We start from the raw sequence: 15803 nt of genomic DNA, 5'->3' as shown, positions 1-15803 counted from the left end.
GTCACGCCTGCTCCAGCGCCTTCAGGGTCTTGACGTTCACATAGCGGTCGTCGGCCAGGCTGTCGGGGATCTTGCCCGCCCGGAAGGCGACGCACAGATCGCGCACCGCGTCCTCCACGGTACGCTTGGGCTCGAACCCGATGGCCTTGCGAATCTTGTCCGAATTGACGTGGTAGGATCGCTTGTCGTCGGAGGGCGTGCGGATGATCTCGATCTCCCCCAGTTCGGGAAACTCCTCCATCACGACTTTGCGGACAACACCGGCGATCTCGGCGATCGTCATGTTCCGGTAGCCGGCGTTGAAGGTCTCCCCGGCGATCTGCTCCTTGGGAAGGTCGAGAAGCAGAAGATAGAGGTCGACCATATCGTCGATGTGGATGTTCGGGCGCATCTGGTCGCCGCCGAACACGGTGATCCTGCGGTTGTTGATGGCATGGTTCGTCAGGATGTTGACCGACAGGTCGAGCCTCAGACGCGGTGCGTAACCACACACGGTTGAAGGACGAATCGTCACGCAGGTAAAGGTGTCGGACTGGTGCTTGAACAGCAGCGGTTCGCACATGCCTTTGAACTTGTTGTAGAGCGTAAGCGGCACCAGGGGGTGGTTCTCGGTCACGTCCGGAGCGTCGCTGACACCGTAGACCGAACTGGTGGACGCGTAGATGAAGCGCCGGACTCCGGCAGCCTTCGCCGCGACGACCATCGGCTCGAAGCACTCGTAATTGATCGAGGTGCTGAGGTGTTCGTCCAGTTCGAAGCTCGGGTCATTGGAGATGCAGGCGAGATGGATAACCGCGTCCACGCCCTCGCACGCCGTATGGAAGGTGGCCGTGTCCCGAATGTCGGCCTCGATCACACGAAGCCTTGGATCGTCTTTCGGGAGGTGATCCGAACCGAAATACATGATGTCGTAGACGGTCACCCGATGCCCGGCCGCGAGCAGCCGGGGAACCAGGGCACTGCCGACATATCCCGCCCCACCGGTAACCAGCACGTGTTCGAACTGCATAAAGCCCTCTCCCGACCGTCGACTCAACTCCGCACCCGAACCACAGGGGCTTTGCAAGCGCAAGAAGACGCCTTTCCCTGTAAACCAACTCTTAATTCGGCCCCATCGGTATGGCGAGACATAAGTTGCCTCCTGCTTGCCGAGCCGTGTTGCTCCGGGCGGCGACTTTGGTGCAGAACTCGGCCTGAGGACGGATTTCGCCCAGAGGCGATGGAGTTCAGGCGACCTTCCGGGAGGTCGGCATGCCGAGGCTGGTCATCGGGGGTCGAGTAGCAACGGAACGGAAAACCTAGGTAAGGGCCTCAGTCGGTATCCGGAGCTGCATTCCTGGGGTCACGAAGCGGGCGCAATTCGCCACGGGCGACCCCATCCGGTAAGGTGAAAGCGTAACGGCCGAGCATGTTGATGTGGTCGAAGCCGAGCGGCGACAGCCGCGCCACGTTCTCGTCACGCACGTCGAACCCTTCCGCTCGCAGTTGGTCGAGAGCGGCATCCATGTAGATCGTGTTCCACAGAATGATGGCATTGACGACCAGACCGAGGGCACCGAGCTGGTCTTCCTGACCCTCGCGGTAGTGCTGACGCAATTCACCGCGTTTGCCGTGGAAAACGATGCGGGCGAGTTGGTGACGGCCTTCGCCGCGGTTGAGCTGAATAAGAATCCGGCGGCGGTAGGTTTCGTCGTTGATGTAGGCCAGCAGATACAGTGTCTTGATGATCCGCCCCAACGCCTCCAGCGCCCGCGCCAGACGGGTCGGTCGATCGTTCGTCTGGAGCGTGCGCATCAACCCGCCAGCCTGTACAAGGCCCAGCTTGAGCGAACCGGCGAGGCGCAACAGGTCGTCCCAATGCTGGGCGATCAGGCCGGTGTGAGCCGCGCCGGGATTGGCGGAGGTGAGTGGGCTTGAGCCGGGCCGGCTGACCCTACGTTCCGTGGCGCTCCTTGGCCGCGCTCTGCCCTGCCCCGACCAGGCCGAAGCGCTTGGCCCGGTCGAGCACGGCCTTGACCGAGGAGGGCGACCACTCGACGCCGCCGCGCGGCGTGCGCACGTTCATCGCCTGGAGGCGCGCGGCGATGTCGCGTAGGCTGAGCGTCGGGTCGGCGCCGGCGATGCCGGCCACCACCACCAGAAGGCGCTCCTGCGGCGGCTTGCGCGGCGGCGGCACCAGCAGGGTTTCCTCCGCCAACCCTTCCTTGACCAGCCGGTGCACCGCCCGCGCCAGCCGGTCGGCGGTCCACGGCCGCCCGCCGGCCCCGGTGCCGCCCAGCGCCTTGGCCACCCCGGCCCACGAGCGGGTGGGGCGCAGCTCGCGCACCCGCGGCAGCCACGCCTCGGCGCCGGCGATCAGGTCGGCCACGTACCGACGGTCGCGCTGGTCGGACAGCGTCTTCAGCGCCGCCGGGTCGCGGGCGCGCAGGCCGGGGTTTCCCCCCACCCTGCCCCGCGCCCTGGCCGCGCGCAGGCCGGCCTTGGTGCGCTCGCGGATCAGCGCGCGCTCCAGCTCGGCCGCCGCCCCCAGCACCTGAAGCGCGAACTTGCCCTGCGGGGTTGATGTGTCGATGGGGTCGCGCAGCGAGCGGAAGTGCGCCCCGCCCGCCTCCAGCCGCTCGATCACCTCCAGCAGGTGCGACAGCGAGCGCGCCAGGCGGTCGATGCGGGCCACCACCAGCGTGTCGCCCCGCCCCACCCGGTGCAGCGCCTTCGCCAGCTCCGGCCGGGCCCGGCTGGCGCCCGACGCCTTCTCCTCGAAGATCACCGCGCAGCCGGCGGCGCGCAACTCGTCCATCTGGCTGTCGGTCACCTGGTCCTCGGTCGACACGCGGGCGTAGCCGATCAGCGCCATGGTCCGGGGGCTCCGTGGAAAGGTCGGGGCCCCTTTGTACAGTTTCGTCCGTTGCGGAGAAACGGCCGTTTGTCAGGGCTGTACAAACGTTCCCACCGGCGGCGGCCCGGCGCAGAGGCGGCGCACCGCAACGGTCCTGGATGGCAATGCCGCGCTGCCGGCCGGACAGAGGCCATGGCATCGCCTCCTCGGCCGCATCGGAACAGGGGCAGGCGGAAAACTCACCGGGTCACGGAACTTAAACCTGCGTTGAATGCCGAAGCGCGGTGACGGCCTATCCGTCTCCCCGGCACGATCGGGCACAAAGGTGCTGCACCGGCACCGTCGATTTGGCAGTGGACGGTCTGGCGGAAGCGGCCGCGCGGGTTATGGATCGGAGGGAGGCAGGCTCTGATCATCCGGCTGATGACACCGGCTCCTCCCTGGAACACGCTGTCGTCCCACCTGAAGGACGGTGCGGTATCGATGCCCTGAGGGACGAGGGCGCGGGCCGGAAGGCCCGCCCCTGTCGCTGCGGCCCGCCGGCTGCTTCTTCACGAGCGGGCGGCGCGAGAAAATTTTCTCGCGCGGATCGGTTCTATTCGGCGTCCGCGCCGGTGCGCAGGATCGCGTCGATCTCGTCACGGATGGCCTGGAGGACCAGCCGGTCGACGTCGGCAAGGCTCGAGGCTTGGCCGCGGACCGCGGCGACCGTCGCGCGTGCCTTGACCACCGCCCGGGCCAGCGGCTTCGACAGCGCGGTTCCGCTCAGGACGTTTTCGCTTGCGCGCCTTGCCCGCGCCGGCGCCGGCGCCGCCGCGTTTCCCGCCGCGGCTTCGGTTTCCTCGTCCGGGGCCCGTTCGCTCTTGAGCGCGTCCCACATCCGCAGCTGCTCGTCCTCGCCCTTGGCGCGGCCGATCTCCACCAGCTTGTAGCGGGCCGGGCGGTGTTGCGGATACTCGTCGCGGATGCGCTGCGGCAGGCGGCTGATGATGAGGGCGCGCGAGATGTCGACGCGGTCCTTGCCGACCATGCGGCCGATGTCCTCCTGGCGGTAGCCGTGCCGCTCCATGAGCCGGGCGTAGGCGTCGCCCTCCTCGAAGGGGGACAGGTCGCTGCGCACCACGTTCTCGATGAGGGCGAGCTCGTCGGGAGCGCCGGACACCGTCACGGCATAGATGGTGGCGTGACCGAGGTCCTTCACGGCGCGGTATCGCCGCTCGCCGAAGACGATCTGGAAGCGCCCGTCGCTGAGCTGCTGGACGCCGATCGGCTGCGCCAGCCCGTGCCGGCGGATCGAGGCCTTCAGCGCCTCCATGTCGGCCGGGTCGAAGTGGCGGCGGGGCTGGTGCGGGTTGGCGACGACGCGGTCGACGTCGACCTCGACGATGATGGGCCCCGTGCGGCCGTAGCCCTGCCCGGCCGCGCGGGCTTCGCGGTCCGCGGCGGCGGTCGCCAGCACGGCGGTGTTGGTGCGGGCGAGCTTACGCGACATGGTTCATGACCTCCGGCAGGCGCGCGCGCTCCTCGATGAGCGCGTCGACGATGGCTTGGTAGACATCGGAGCCGGGCGCGTCCGGCACCGCCTCCAGGGCGGCGCGGCCCGCCGCGACGGCCTGGGCGTAGACGGTGGCGCGCGGCACCGGATCGAAGACCCGCAAGCTCCGGCCGAAGGTGTTGTGGATGTCCTCCAGCGAGGCCTGGTCCTGGGTCAGGCGCCGGTCGAACATGGTCGGCAGGATGCCGAGCACGCCCACGCCGGGGTTCGTCCGCCGCCGGATGAACTCGAGGTTCTCCAGCAGGAACTCGACGCCGGCGACCGACAGCATCTCCGTCTGGCAGGGAACGACCACCGTGGTGGCGGCCGTCAGGGCGTTGATGGTGAGCTGCCCGAAATGGGGCGGGGTGTCGATGAAGATGAAGTCGTAGACCTGCCGCACACCGTCCAGGCACTCGCGCAGGGCGCAGTGGCCGCCGGGCTGGTTGTGCAGTTCGGTCTCGGCGTCGCCCAGGCGCATGCCGCTGGGCAGGACGTCGAGACCGCTTGCCGTGGTCACGATGTACGGGCCGAGGTCGACGGTGCCGCCGCGCGCCTTGTGCGCCGCCTGCAGCGCATAATACAGCGTCCTCTCCTGGCGCTCGTGCTCGATGGGATTGATTCCGGTGTGGATGGTCGCGTTGGCCTGGGGATCGGCGTCGACCAGCAGGACCTTGAAGTGGCGGGCGAGCAGCGTGGCGGTGTTGACGCAGAAAGCCGTCTTGCCGACGCCGCCCTTGCGGTTCGCCGCGACCACCAGCAGGGCGGGGCCGTGCTCGACGACAGTGCCAATCGTCTCCTTGAGGATCAGCGAGACCACGGCCGCCGGCACCTTCTCGCTGTCGTTCTCCCAGCGGGAGATCTTGGCCTTGTCGTACTTGCGCCCCAGACGGGCGTTGAGCCAGGAGGCGAACTCGGGTTGGTTCTGCCCCTGCCGCTCCCGAAACGCCTTGATGTCCCCGCCGCGCATGCGCCGTCCCCCTCGCGAGTTGCGGGTGCCACTGTTGCGCGGCATTCGGAGGACGGTCAAGGTGGTGGTTGACGCTCATGGGCAGTGATTGAATCAACCCAAGCCGGCCGCGAGAAAATTTTCTCGCGAGCCCGCGGTCCGGCAGCGCACCGCCCTGCTGGACCGCATTCCCCGGCCGACGGCCGCGGCCCGAGGAGGCATCGGGGCTGGTCTATGGGCGCGACTTCACGGTCGGCTATTCACCCGAACGCATCAATCCCGGGGACACGAAGCACCGCTTCGAAACCATCGTGAAGGTAGCGCCATGTTCCCCCTGGCCGGCCGCGGGATCTGGGTCGCCGGACACCGGGGTATGGTCGGCGCGGCCGTCGTCCGCCGCCTGCGGGACGCCGCGGCCGAGGTGCTGACCGTCGATCGTTCCGAACTGGACTTGACGCGCCAGGCCGCGGTGGAGGCATGGCTGGCCGACCGGCAGCCCGACGCCGTGGTGGTCGCCGCCGCCAAGGTCGGTGGCATCCACGCCAACAGCACCTACCCCGTCGACTTCCTGCGCGACAACCTGCTGATCGAGACCAACCTCATCGACGGCGCCTGGCGCGCGGGCGTGCGCAAGCTCCTCTTCCTCGGCTCCTCGTGCATCTATCCCCGGCTGGCGCCGCAGCCGATGAAGGAGGAGCACCTGCTGACCGGGCCGCTGGAGCCGACCAACGAGTGGTACGCGATCGCCAGGATCGCCGGCATCAAGCTGTGCCAGGCCTATCGCCGCCAGTACGGCTGCGACTTCGTCTCGCTGATGCCGACCAACCTGTACGGGCCGGGCGACAACTACCACCCCCTGCACAGCCATGTGCCGGCGGCGCTGATCCGGCGCTTCCACGAGGCGAAGGAGGCGGGGGCCGGCGAGGTGGTGATCTGGGGCACCGGAACGCCGCGGCGCGAGTTCCTGTACGTCGACGACCTCGCCGACGCCTGTGCCTTCACGCTGGAGCGCTATTCCGGCGACCGGTTCCTGAACGTCGGCACCGGCCGGGAGGTGACGATCGCCGAGTTCGCCGCGACGGTGGCGGAGGTCGTCGGCTTCGGCGGCCGCATCGTCACCGACACCGGCAAGCCGGACGGCGCGCCACGCAAGCTGCTGGACGTCTCGCGGCTGGCGAAGGCCTACGCCGACTTCCTGGAAGGGGGAGGGCGGTTTCGCGACGGGACTGCCGGTGTCTGATCACTCGACCTTCGCCCGGCGCGCCCGGACGGTGACGCTCACCGGCCATCCCCGATGCAGTCGTGGACAAGGATCATCCCGGCTTTCCGATCCGGCGTTCGGGGATCGGCGGCGCCGACGGATGGAGCATAAAGCCGCCATCAGCCTCTTCGACCCGTGCCTCTTCGTAGACGGCGAGTGCGTACCGCATCGCTTCGCGGAAGCCGGCCTTGAAGCCACGCAAGGCACTCGCATCGCCCGAGCCGAACTGCGCGTGCAGCGCCGTCCAGCTCACCGACGTCGGCCGGTCGAGCGCGCGCAACCGATAAGCCAGCCAGATGTAGACGTCGAGCGCAGCACTCTTCGAGGCGAGGTGCTTGATTGCCGGCTCCCACACCGGAACGGGGTGTGCGGTCAGCACGTCGTAGAAGCCCTGGCTCAGCCGTACCGTATCTTCCCACAGGTGGGCCTGGCGGTCGTCAGCGCGCAGGCTGATGCCGTCGCGCACGAAGCCTTCGTTCGAAAAGCCCTTTCGGCCGTCGTCGCCGTGATAATCGAAGCTCAGCCGACATCGGCTGATGCGTTCGGCCTGGGCGCGGACCTCGGCGTAGGTGCGGCCACCGGTTGGAATTTCCATGCGCATCAGCCAGGCGTTCATCGAGCGTCCGAGCTCGACGACCGGCGATCGGTTCCGGACCGCCTCGGTCTGCAGATAGAGAAGGATCAGCCGGGCCTTCGGGCCGTACGGAACGCCGAGAAACTCATAATCTTCCGGGCCGTTCGGTGTGCGTGTCGTCGGTCGCCGTCCCGGTTCGACGAGCAACGAGACGCGGCCGTTGCGTCGGAACCAGGGCTGGTCGGGTTTGAGGCGGCGATGGGGCAGACTGGTGAAGCAGAAGCCTGAGTAGGTCAGGCCAGTTTCATCGCTGCTCTCTTCGAGAATGGACGAAGCAACGGCGAAGAACGGGAGATCTTCATTGTCGATGCGACGACGAGCCTCGTCACGGCCGTGACGCCGGATCAGGTGATGCAGAGTGCCCATGCGTCCAACTCCATACTGATTGGCAGCACAACACGCGACCGCGGCGCCTGTCCATTTGGAACTTCCATGCGCAGGCTATTTGTAGGGTTTATTTGATTCCTCCTATTTGCTATGCATGGAAGTTCCAGAGGATAAGCCGAGTCGCGCTCGAGTCGCTGCATGGAAGTTCCAAACTCCTGCATGGATCTTCCATATCGAGGCCGTGGACAAGGCGGGGTGCCGGCATGCCGGGGTGAGCGAATCGAGCCTTTGCATGGAAGTTCCAAACGGACTGTCCGGGTGGATGCCTGCCGGCAAGCGGTTGGTGAATTCCCATTTCCCCGTGTCACCACCGCAGAGCAACGATACCGTCAGCAGAGTCCCATGAACGCCGGTGTCAACGCCGGCTGAAAACTGACCCACTTTGGCTCTTTGGCACCGGTCGAAAACTGACCCACCGAAGCGCCGCGGGGTGGGGCGAGCCCCACCCCGCGGCGGCGTTCATTTTCCCTCGGATTTGGGAGCGAAGCCGGCCTTGCGCTTGTCCTTGAGGCGCCAGCTGTCGCCCTGGATCTGGACGAGGGCGGCGTGGTGGAGCAGGCGATCGAGCATGGCGGCGGTGAGCACCGCGTCGCCGGCGAAGGCCTGATCCCAGCTGCCGAAGGTGAGGTTCGAGGTCACCACCACCGAGCCCTTCTCGTAGCGCTTGGCCACCACCTGGAAGAAGAGGTTCGCCTGCTCGCGGCCGAGCGGCAGATAGCCGATCTCGTCGATGATCAGCAGCCGGTAGGGCATCACCGTCCGGTTCATGTACTCCTTCAGCCGCCCCTGGCGCTGTGCCGTTTCCAGTTGGAGCACCAGGTCGGCTGCGGTGATGAAGCGGGTCTTGATGCCGCGCTGGGTGGCGAGGTAGCCGAGCGCGATGGCCAGGTGGGTCTTGCCGACGCCGCTGGGCCCGAGGAACACCACGTTCTCCGTGCGCTCGATGAAGGCCAGGGTGGCCAATTCCATGATCTGCTGGCGCGGTGCGCCGACGGCGAAGTCGAAGTCGTACTGGTCGAGCGTCTTGACCGCCGGAAAGCTGGCCAGCGTGGCCAGGGTCGTTCGCGCCCGAGCGCGGCGCAGATCCCTCTCGGCCCGCAATGCGGTTTCCAGGAAGTCGGCAAAGGTGGCGGAGCGGCGGGCGGCGTCCTGGGCCAGCGCCGGCCACTGTCCGGCAACCCCGGCCAAGCGCAGGTCCTCGCACAGCTCGGCGATACGCTGATGCTGAAGGTCCATCACGCCACCTCACCCGCGGCCAGCAGCGCGTCGTAGACGGCCAGCGAATGCTGCACAACCGGCGCCGGCGTCGCGGCGGTCGCCGGCACCAGCGACAGCCTCCCCGGCCAGGGCTGCGGCAGCGGCTGCAACGCCGGCCGCTCCTCGGCCAGCCGTTCCAACGGCACCTGGCCGGTTCCGCCATGGACGCGGGTGTTGGCCACGTCGCGCAGCCACTTGCGCACCTCGATGTTGGCGGTCATCGCGTCCAGCCTCTCGCCGCGCTGCTCCAGCCGCGTCGTCAGCGGCACCAGGAAACTGTCGCGCAAATACCGGATGAACCGCTCCACCTTCCCCTTGGTCTTGGCCCGGTACGGACGACACAGGCGCGGCCGAAAGCCGGCATGGTGGGCAAAATCCCGGAAGGCCGGCTGGAAACGGTGCAGACCGGGGCCATAGACGTCACGCCCGACCACCACCGTACGCATGTTGTCGTAAAGGATCGTCCGCGGCACGCCACCGAAAGACACGAAGGCTTCCTGATGGCAGCCGATCAGCGTCTCCAGCTTCTCATCGGTGACGAACTCGACGTAAGCAGCGCGGCTGTAGCCGAGCACCGCGATGAAGGCCGACAGGCGATCCGCGCCGCGCCGCACCACGGCCCAATCGACCTGCATCTGATCGCCCGGCGCCGTCTCGAAACGGACCACCGCCTCGGGTTCCGCCGACGGCCGAAGCGTCGCCAGATGCTCGCGAAGGAGGGTGATGCCGCCGTCGTAGCCGCGCTGGCGCAGTTCCGTAAGCAGCGCTGTCGCCGACAAACGCTCCGGCGCCGCCTGCCGCACCCGTTCCGCCAGCCAATCCGCGTGAGCCGCCAGTTTCCCAGCCACCGGCGGCCGCGCCGTGTAGCCGGGCTCCGCCCCCCGCGCATACCGCCGAACCGTGTTCCGAGACAGGCCCAACTCACGGGCAATCTCCCGGATGCCCTTGCCCTGCTTCAACATAACCCGGATTTCCATAACTCCCTCCGCTGTCTGCATCCCTCCCCCCTCCGCGCAGGTCGGGGGGGAGTCTAGAAGCGGTGGGTCAGTTTTCGCCCGATGAACCCGGGTCATTTTCCAGCGATGGCAACAATGGGGGGCGACGCGTCGATCTCGCGCCGCCGCCACGCCCAGGTGCGGTTTCGATCCACGCCCCCGCATGGGGGGCGACCGCGGCGTGGGTGTCCGCGGTGCCGACGGTGGCGTTTCGATCCACGCCCCCGCATGGGGGGCGACTGTCGTCCTCACCGTCCAGCCGGGCCACGTTGTAGTTTCGATCCACGCCCCCGCATGGGGGGCGACGGCGGCGAGGTGGTCGAGGTCGCCGCCCGTGGCGTTTCGATCCACGCCCCCGCATGGGGGGCGACCAGCGCGGCGCCCACCGCCCCGGCCAGCACCAGCAGTTTCGATCCACGCCCCCGCATGGGGGGCGACCCCCCGTTTCGTTGGTGCCGTGCATGACAAGGAATGTTTCGATCCACGCCCCCGCATGGGGGGCGACGTGGTGGCCATGCCGCCGAGATCGGTGCGGCTCTGTTTCGATCCACGCCCCCGCATGGGGGGCGACTCCTCCACTGTATCCATTTGTCAAAGAACCACAATCCGACCGCGTGGCGCGAACCTCGGCGTTATCCTGGGCCCGCGCTGGCGCTGGCGCCAGGGCTTTGCGGACATCGTCTTGTGGAACAGGGGGGTGCGCGCTGCGCGAACCCCCCGGCGTTTCGGTGGGCGCTTGGGGTTCGCGCGGCGCGGTGCCGGGGCTTCAGAACACCAGCGGGCCGTCCAGGTCCAGCACCGGCTTGGCCCCGACGTGCTCGATGCGCCGCTTGGCGTCGGCGCCCAGGTGGTAGAACCGCAGGCTGTCGGTGGCGGGGTCGATCGCGCCGATCAGCCGGGCCCGCAAGGCCGCCCATTGGGCCGGGTCCACCTCGCACTCGAACACCGAGAGCTGGACGCGCTGGCCGCGATCCAGGCAGGCCTTCGACACCCGGCGCAACCGCCGCCGGCCGGCGGGTGTCTCGGTGCTCACGTCGTAGGTGATCAGCATCAGCATCGGCCGTCCCTCCCGGCGTGACCGCTATTTCCAGACGAACGGCGGATGGCCGTCCAGATCGCCCCGCAGGTGGCGGGCGAGAAGCCGCGCCTGGATGTGGGGCACCAGGCCGAAGCTCATCCGCTCCTCCAGGAAGGGATGGACCACCTCGTCCTTCTTGCGCTCCTGCCACGCCGCCAGCACCGTCTTGCGCGCGTCGTCGGTCAGCAGGACGGCGCCGTTCTCCAGCCGGCGGACATCGTCCGGCCCCAGTTGCCGGCGGTTGATCAGGCTGAGCGCCACCCGGTCGGCCAGCACCGGGCGCAGGTCCTCCATGAGGTCCAGCGCCAGGCTGGACCGCCCCGGCCGGTCGCGGTGGAGAAAGCCGACCTGGGGGTCGAGGCCCACCGTCTCCAGGGCCGAGCGGCAGTCGTGCCCGAGCATGGCGTAGAGGAACGACAGCACCGCGTTGGGCGGGTCCAGCGGCGGCCGGCGGCTGCGCCCGTCGAAGCGGAACGCCGCGTCGTCACGCCGGATCAGCAGCCCGAAGACGCCGAAATAGGCGTTCGCCGCCTCGCCCTCGATGCCGCGCGCGGTGTCGGCATCGGGGGCCTCGGCGGCCCGCCGTGCGGCGTCGCCGAGGCGGCGCTGGGCCTCGTCCAGGCGCGCCCGGTCCGGCTCCGCCATCCCCGCCCCGTGGTCGCGCAGGGCCCGGCGCAGCACGGTCCGCTGGTTCGCCACCTTGGCCGCGACGATGGCCCGGGCGATGGCCAGGGTGGCGTCGGCCTCGTCGGCGGCGCGGTACTGGCGGCGGCGCAGCAGCACGTTGCCGCTCTGCGCCCCCTCGACCCGGGCGAGGAAGCGGCCATGCTCGGTCAGGAACGACACGGCCACGCCGGTCTCCGCGCAGTGCCCCATCAGGGCGGGCGACATGCCGACGCGGCCGAAGCAGACGACGCCGCCCATCAGGTGGATCGGCACCCGGCCACGCTCGGCCCCTTCGACCTCGACCACGATGTTCTCGCGGTCCTTGCGCAGCCAGGCGCCCTCGGTCGTCACGAACAGGGTGTTCAGGTGGCGGCGCATGGGTCAGTCCTCCGCATGGTCGTCCGGCGGCCGGGCCACGCCGCCGTCCGGCGGCTGGTCCAGCTGCCGGGCCAGCCAGCCGGCCACCGACGGCGGCGCGGCAAGGCGCTTGGGCTGGCACGTGTCGATCAGGGAGCAGGCGCCGCAGACCCGCGCGCTCCACACCGGCGGCGGCGTGCGCCCGCTGTCCAGCATCGCCCGGGTCTCGGTGGCGACCCGTTCGGTGAGCGCGCGCAGGGCGGCGTCGAACGGCACCGCCACGCGGCGCCGGGTCTCGCCATAGAACAGCGCGCCTTCCGGCACCTCGGTGGCGAACATCTCCTCCAGGCACAGGGCCTGGGCGCAGAGCTGCACCTCGTCGGCGCGGTGCGCCTTGGGCTTGCCGCGCTTGTACTCCACCGGGTACGGCCGGCCGTCGGGGCCGTGCAGCTCCACCACGTCGGCCACCCCGCCGATGCCCAGCCGGCGGCAGCGCAGGGGCATGGCGCGCACCGTGCGGACGCCGCCGCGCCGCTCCTGCCCGCCGGCGTCGGCGGCCTCGTGCAGGATGCGCCCCTCCGCCGTGAAGCGGTTCTCCGCCCACTGCCGCTCCAGATGGATCAGCGCGCACTGCCGCGGGCAGTAGAGCTGGTGCTGGAGCGCCGACAGGGGGATGGGGTCGTCGTCGTCCGCGATCATGCGATGAACAGCCCGGTCTGGTCGATGTCGCGCCATTCCAGAACGGCGGCCATGTAGCCGAGGAAGGTCCCGTCATACGTGCCGGTCCAGCCGTACACGTCCGGCCGGCCCGGGACCGGTTCCAGGTGATAGGCGGCGATCTTGGCCGCCCAAATCTGCACGCTGCCGCGCAGCAGATCGCGAGCGGTCACCCCGTCGTGCGCCGCCACGCGCCGCAACAGTTCGGGATCGACGACCACGAGGCGTGTATCGGCGTCGATCACGCGGCCGAGGTCGGCGACGCCGGGGTAGTCCTTCGCACGCTCGGCCAGGACTAGGGGGGACGTCGTCGCCACGTCCGTGATCCCCCTTTCGCGGAGTTCGTCAGCCATGGCGCGGGTGACGATATCAGCCGGAAGCCGGTCCGCGTCCCGGAACCAGCCGCCGTCCAGCAGCTTTCCCAGAACACCGGCGGCGTGCCGGGCGGCGGGATGGCGGACAATACCCCCGGCTTCGGAGAGCGTGAAGTCGAAGACCTCGCCGCCGCCTCGGACGTCATGCTCGCCATGGCGATTGACCCGTCCGGCCACCTGCAACAGGCTCGACACGCTGAACCGTTCGCGGAACGCCGTCCTGAAGGAGAGGTCGACGCCCGCCTCGACGCAACTCGTCGCCACCAGCGTCCAGTCGGTGTCGGAACCGCGCAGGCGGTTCTCCACCAGTGCAAGCACAGTCTCCCGATCGCGCGGGCACAGGGCCGTCGAGAGATGCAGAACGTCCAATCCCTCATCCCGCATGGCGCGTGCGACGACGGCCGCGCTTTGGACGGTGTTCAGGATGACGAGGCGCGGCCCCGGCCTCTCGGCGGCGTCCACCGCCGCGACCAGTGCGGCGACGGAGCCAAGATGGCCGAGGGCTTCGATGCGAATCCGCCGGCGCTCCGCGACCGCGGCGGTGGTGGCCATATCAAGTGGCATCAGCTGCGGCAGCCGAACCGGTGTGCCGACGACGCCCGGATGCTCCCAGAAGCGGGCGAGGGACCCGCTGGCAAGAACGAACCGGCACGCCCAGATATCGGCCAGTTCGTTAAGCCAGCGCCAGTTCTGCGGCCACAGTGCCGCCGGCAGGGCGGCGTGTGCCTCGTCGATGAACACCGCCGAGCGGGGAAGCTGGTTGAGCTTGCGAAGCGCGGCGGGGTCGCGCGCTGCCAGTGTCTCGAAAAACTGCACGGCGGTGGTGACGATCACCGGCGCCCGCCAGGTGATCGCCAGGTCGCGGCTGTCGATGCTGGCGAAATCGGCGCGGTGGTGATGCTCCACGACCACTTGGTCCGGCGTCTCGCCGGGCAGCGTCAATGCCTCCCGCAGCACCTTGACGGTTTGCGAAATGATGTTGGTGTAGGGCGCGACGACGATCAGGTGGCGCAGTCCCTTTTCGACCGCGACGCCCAGCAGGTGGGCGGTCACCGCTGTGGTCTTGCCGATCCCGACCGGCCCTTCGCACGCCACGATCGGGCCATCGTCGTCAGCCCTCCGGCAGGCTGCGTAAAACCGCGCCCGCAGGTGATTGCGCTCCTGATCGCCAAGGCTCGCCGTCGCACGGCCCGCGACGTAAGTGTCGAGCGCCGCCAACCGCTCGGCCCACCGCGGCGCCACGGGCCTGGGCGGTGTACGCCCGGTGTCTTCTTTCGCCGTATCGGCATGGTCGGAGTCCACGAGGCAGGAAACGCCGAACCGCAGCGCTAGCCCGTGAAAGGTCTTCACCGGCGGAACATCGACGGGGCCAAGCGCCGCCGCGTGGGCGTCCAAATAGGTTCCAAGCATGCGGTCGGTTCGCGCCACCTGGGCCGGGTCGAAGGCTTCCCCCGTGTCGTGGCGCCGACCGCGCAGCTTGGCGCCTTTCCTGTCGACGTTGAAATGGTCCTCGTTCCTGGGCAGTCCCGGCGCGTGATGCGCCCGGACGATGAAGGCTGCGGGACGATTCCGCCCGGCCACCAGATGCGCGCAACCCGCATCGATGTGGTCCCACGGAAGCCGGCCGCCACGCCCGCGGCGCAGCACCTCCTGGATGTCCGGATCGAGTTTCCCGAGGTCATGGAACCGCGCCGCCGTTTCGACCGCGTGTACAAATCCATCGGGCGGTCGGGTGCCGCCGCCGCACATGTCTCTTGCGTTCGCGGTGGCGCCGGCCACCACCGCCCCCACATGGTCGCTGTAGGATTGGCCGTCCCGCGTTACGTCAGGTGACGAATGGGCGAGAGGGCGACGCGCGTCCGTCAAACCCAGTCCTTCCGGCACAGGTCCTCGAACGACGCGAGGCGCCCGGCGATGTCCGCCGGCAGTTCGGTGGGGACGTCGTAGTCTTCGATCGACGTGGACGGATCGTCGGATCCGCCCTTGGTCTTGCGCGGTGTCATCGCCTCGACAATCAGATAGTCGGGGCACGATCCCAGCGGGTCCTTGTGCTCCGCATACCAGGCGTGCCGGATATCGACGAACGGCCGCACGGCCGAGGCCGTCGCACGATAGGCGTGGGGAACCAGGAACTTCAGCAGTTCGATGTCGCTGGCCGCGCAGCCGGTCTTACGCGCGGCGCTGGGGTTGATGAAGAACGGCATGAGGTAGACGCCGTGCTGGACCACCCGCCACCCCAGAGGTGCCATGCCCCGGTCCTTGTCGCCCTCGACGCCGGCCTTGTTGGTCATGGTCAGCCGCTCGATCGTCACCGGTGCGATACTGACACCGGGGCCGAACTGGGCGACGCCGGTGTTGATGAAGTGGTCGCGGGTGACCTTCTTGCTGTCCTTCGGTGCCTCCTTCATCGACTCCAGGAACGTGTTGCCGAAGACACGGGCATCCCAAAAGGCGGCGGTGAAGCCGTCGCGATCGAGCTTGCCGATTTCCTCCCGGTTGCGCCCCCGGCTTTCGAGAACCTTGTGCTGACGATCCGTGCCGATCAGGTGCGGCATGGTGGCGATCTTTTCCCACACCGGACCGTCGGTGGCCTCCACGAGATCCCGCAACTTGCGCTTGAACGACACCGGCGAGATCAGGCCCCGTCCATCGGCGCTGAGGGTGCGCGGGTCACTTTCCTGATCGGGGTCGCCGTTGGGGTTGGAGCACCGCACTTCGATCACCAGCATGCCCGTGCCCCGATTGAAATCGATCATGG

The 15803-nt window shown here is 68.7% G+C and carries 13 protein-coding genes, 1 pseudogene and 1 CRISPR repeat array; of the genes and pseudogenes, 1 reads left to right on the top strand and 13 read right to left on the bottom strand.

What is annotated here, in order from left to right; translation table 11 throughout:
- Position 1: 1 nt before the first annotated feature.
- From AC6H2I_RS14795 to AC6H2I_RS14775, 5 genes and pseudogenes are all read right to left on the bottom strand, one after another.
- Positions 2–1009 (bottom strand): NAD-dependent epimerase/dehydratase family protein, encoded by a 1008-nt coding sequence (locus AC6H2I_RS14795; protein ID WP_497501425.1) that lies wholly within the window; start codon positions 1007–1009, stop codon positions 2–4.
- A 302-nt stretch (positions 1010–1311) separates the two neighbouring features.
- A pseudogene (locus AC6H2I_RS14790) lies at positions 1312–1878 on the bottom strand (Tn3 family transposase); the annotation flags it as partial.
- A 55-nt stretch (positions 1879–1933) separates the two neighbouring features.
- On the bottom strand, positions 1934–2854 hold the full coding sequence (locus tag AC6H2I_RS14785; RefSeq protein ID WP_497501424.1) for a recombinase family protein: 921 nt from the start codon (positions 2852–2854) through the stop codon (positions 1934–1936).
- 577 nt (positions 2855–3431) lie between these two features.
- Positions 3432–4328, bottom strand: a complete 897-nt coding sequence (locus AC6H2I_RS14780; protein ID WP_497501423.1) for a ParB/RepB/Spo0J family partition protein — start codon at positions 4326–4328, stop codon at positions 3432–3434.
- Positions 4318–5340, bottom strand: a complete 1023-nt coding sequence (locus AC6H2I_RS14775; RefSeq protein ID WP_497501421.1) for an AAA family ATPase — start codon at positions 5338–5340, stop codon at positions 4318–4320. Before AC6H2I_RS14775 ends, AC6H2I_RS14780 begins: the two co-directional genes overlap by 11 nt.
- 304 nt (positions 5341–5644) lie before the next feature.
- On the opposite strand from AC6H2I_RS14775, the gene AC6H2I_RS14770 reads away from it, so the two are divergent.
- Positions 5645–6559, top strand: a complete 915-nt coding sequence (locus tag AC6H2I_RS14770; RefSeq protein WP_497501420.1) for a GDP-L-fucose synthase family protein — start codon at positions 5645–5647, stop codon at positions 6557–6559.
- 73 nt (positions 6560–6632) lie between these two features.
- On the opposite strand, the gene AC6H2I_RS14765 is transcribed toward AC6H2I_RS14770, so the two are convergent.
- The 8 genes from AC6H2I_RS14765 to AC6H2I_RS14730 form a co-directional block, all read right to left on the bottom strand.
- Positions 6633–7580 (bottom strand): replication protein RepA, encoded by a 948-nt coding sequence (locus AC6H2I_RS14765; RefSeq protein WP_497501419.1) that lies wholly within the window; start codon positions 7578–7580, stop codon positions 6633–6635.
- Positions 7581–8060: 480 nt separating this feature from the next.
- A complete protein-coding gene (gene istB, locus AC6H2I_RS14760; RefSeq protein WP_497501418.1) occupies positions 8061–8837 on the bottom strand; it encodes an IS21-like element helper ATPase IstB in 777 nt (258 codons plus the stop codon).
- Positions 8837–9856 carry an IS21 family transposase gene (gene istA, locus AC6H2I_RS14755; RefSeq protein WP_497501417.1) on the bottom strand — a complete coding sequence of 340 codons (1020 nt, stop codon included), beginning with the start codon at positions 9854–9856 and terminating at the stop codon, positions 8837–8839. The genes istB and istA overlap by 1 nt, the downstream gene beginning before the upstream one ends.
- Before the next feature lie 140 nt (positions 9857–9996).
- Positions 9997–10424: a CRISPR direct-repeat array (repeat unit 32 nt; unit sequence GTTTCGATCCACGCCCCCGCATGGGGGGCGAC).
- Between the two features lie 195 nt (positions 10425–10619).
- Positions 10620–10910: a CRISPR-associated endonuclease Cas2 gene (gene cas2 / locus AC6H2I_RS14750; RefSeq protein WP_497501416.1), complete on the bottom strand. Its 291-nt coding sequence runs from the start codon at positions 10908–10910 to the stop codon at positions 10620–10622.
- A gap of 24 nt (positions 10911–10934) precedes the next feature.
- Positions 10935–11975 carry a type I-C CRISPR-associated endonuclease Cas1c gene (cas1c, locus tag AC6H2I_RS14745; RefSeq protein WP_497501415.1) on the bottom strand — a complete coding sequence of 347 codons (1041 nt, stop codon included), beginning with the start codon at positions 11973–11975 and terminating at the stop codon, positions 10935–10937.
- 3 nt (positions 11976–11978) lie between these two features.
- Positions 11979–12653 carry a CRISPR-associated protein Cas4 gene (gene cas4 / locus AC6H2I_RS14740; RefSeq protein ID WP_497501414.1) on the bottom strand — a complete coding sequence of 225 codons (675 nt, stop codon included), beginning with the start codon at positions 12651–12653 and terminating at the stop codon, positions 11979–11981.
- On the bottom strand, positions 12650–14824 hold the full coding sequence (locus tag AC6H2I_RS14735; protein ID WP_497501413.1) for a CRISPR-associated helicase/endonuclease Cas3: 2175 nt from the start codon (positions 14822–14824) through the stop codon (positions 12650–12652). Before AC6H2I_RS14735 ends, cas4 begins: the two co-directional genes overlap by 4 nt.
- A gap of 83 nt (positions 14825–14907) precedes the next feature.
- Positions 14908–15801 carry a type I CRISPR-associated protein Cas7 gene (locus tag AC6H2I_RS14730; protein ID WP_497501412.1) on the bottom strand — a complete coding sequence of 298 codons (894 nt, stop codon included), beginning with the start codon at positions 15799–15801 and terminating at the stop codon, positions 14908–14910.
- Positions 15802–15803 lie beyond the last annotated feature (2 nt).

Source organism: Azospirillum sp. NS33, assembly GCF_059703765.1.
Note: the sequence above shows the minus strand (reverse complement) of the source record. Positions and strands in the feature narration are given on the sequence as shown.

Bases quoted from the DNA above. Each gene is read 5' to 3' on its own strand.
- AC6H2I_RS14795 (WP_497501425.1), bottom strand. From the start codon at position 1,009: ATGCAGTTCGAACACGTGCTGGTTACCGGTGGGGCGGGATATGTCGGC.
- AC6H2I_RS14785 (WP_497501424.1), bottom strand. From the start codon at position 2,854: ATGGCGCTGATCGGCTACGCCCGCGTGTCGACCGAGGACCAGGTGACC.
- AC6H2I_RS14780 (WP_497501423.1), bottom strand. From the start codon at position 4,328: ATGTCGCGTAAGCTCGCCCGCACCAACACCGCCGTGCTGGCGACCGCC.
- AC6H2I_RS14775 (WP_497501421.1), bottom strand. From the start codon at position 5,340: ATGCGCGGCGGGGACATCAAGGCGTTTCGGGAGCGGCAGGGGCAGAAC.
- AC6H2I_RS14770 (WP_497501420.1), top strand. From the start codon at position 5,645: ATGTTCCCCCTGGCCGGCCGCGGGATCTGGGTCGCCGGACACCGGGGT.
- AC6H2I_RS14765 (WP_497501419.1), bottom strand. From the start codon at position 7,580: ATGGGCACTCTGCATCACCTGATCCGGCGTCACGGCCGTGACGAGGCT.
- istB (WP_497501418.1), bottom strand. From the start codon at position 8,837: ATGGACCTTCAGCATCAGCGTATCGCCGAGCTGTGCGAGGACCTGCGC.
- istA (WP_497501417.1), bottom strand. From the start codon at position 9,856: ATGCAGACAGCGGAGGGAGTTATGGAAATCCGGGTTATGTTGAAGCAG.
- cas2 (WP_497501416.1), bottom strand. From the start codon at position 10,910: ATGCTGATGCTGATCACCTACGACGTGAGCACCGAGACACCCGCCGGC.
- cas1c (WP_497501415.1), bottom strand. From the start codon at position 11,975: ATGCGCCGCCACCTGAACACCCTGTTCGTGACGACCGAGGGCGCCTGG.
- cas4 (WP_497501414.1), bottom strand. From the start codon at position 12,653: ATGATCGCGGACGACGACGACCCCATCCCCCTGTCGGCGCTCCAGCAC.
- AC6H2I_RS14730 (WP_497501412.1), bottom strand. From the start codon at position 15,801: ATGATCGATTTCAATCGGGGCACGGGCATGCTGGTGATCGAAGTGCGG.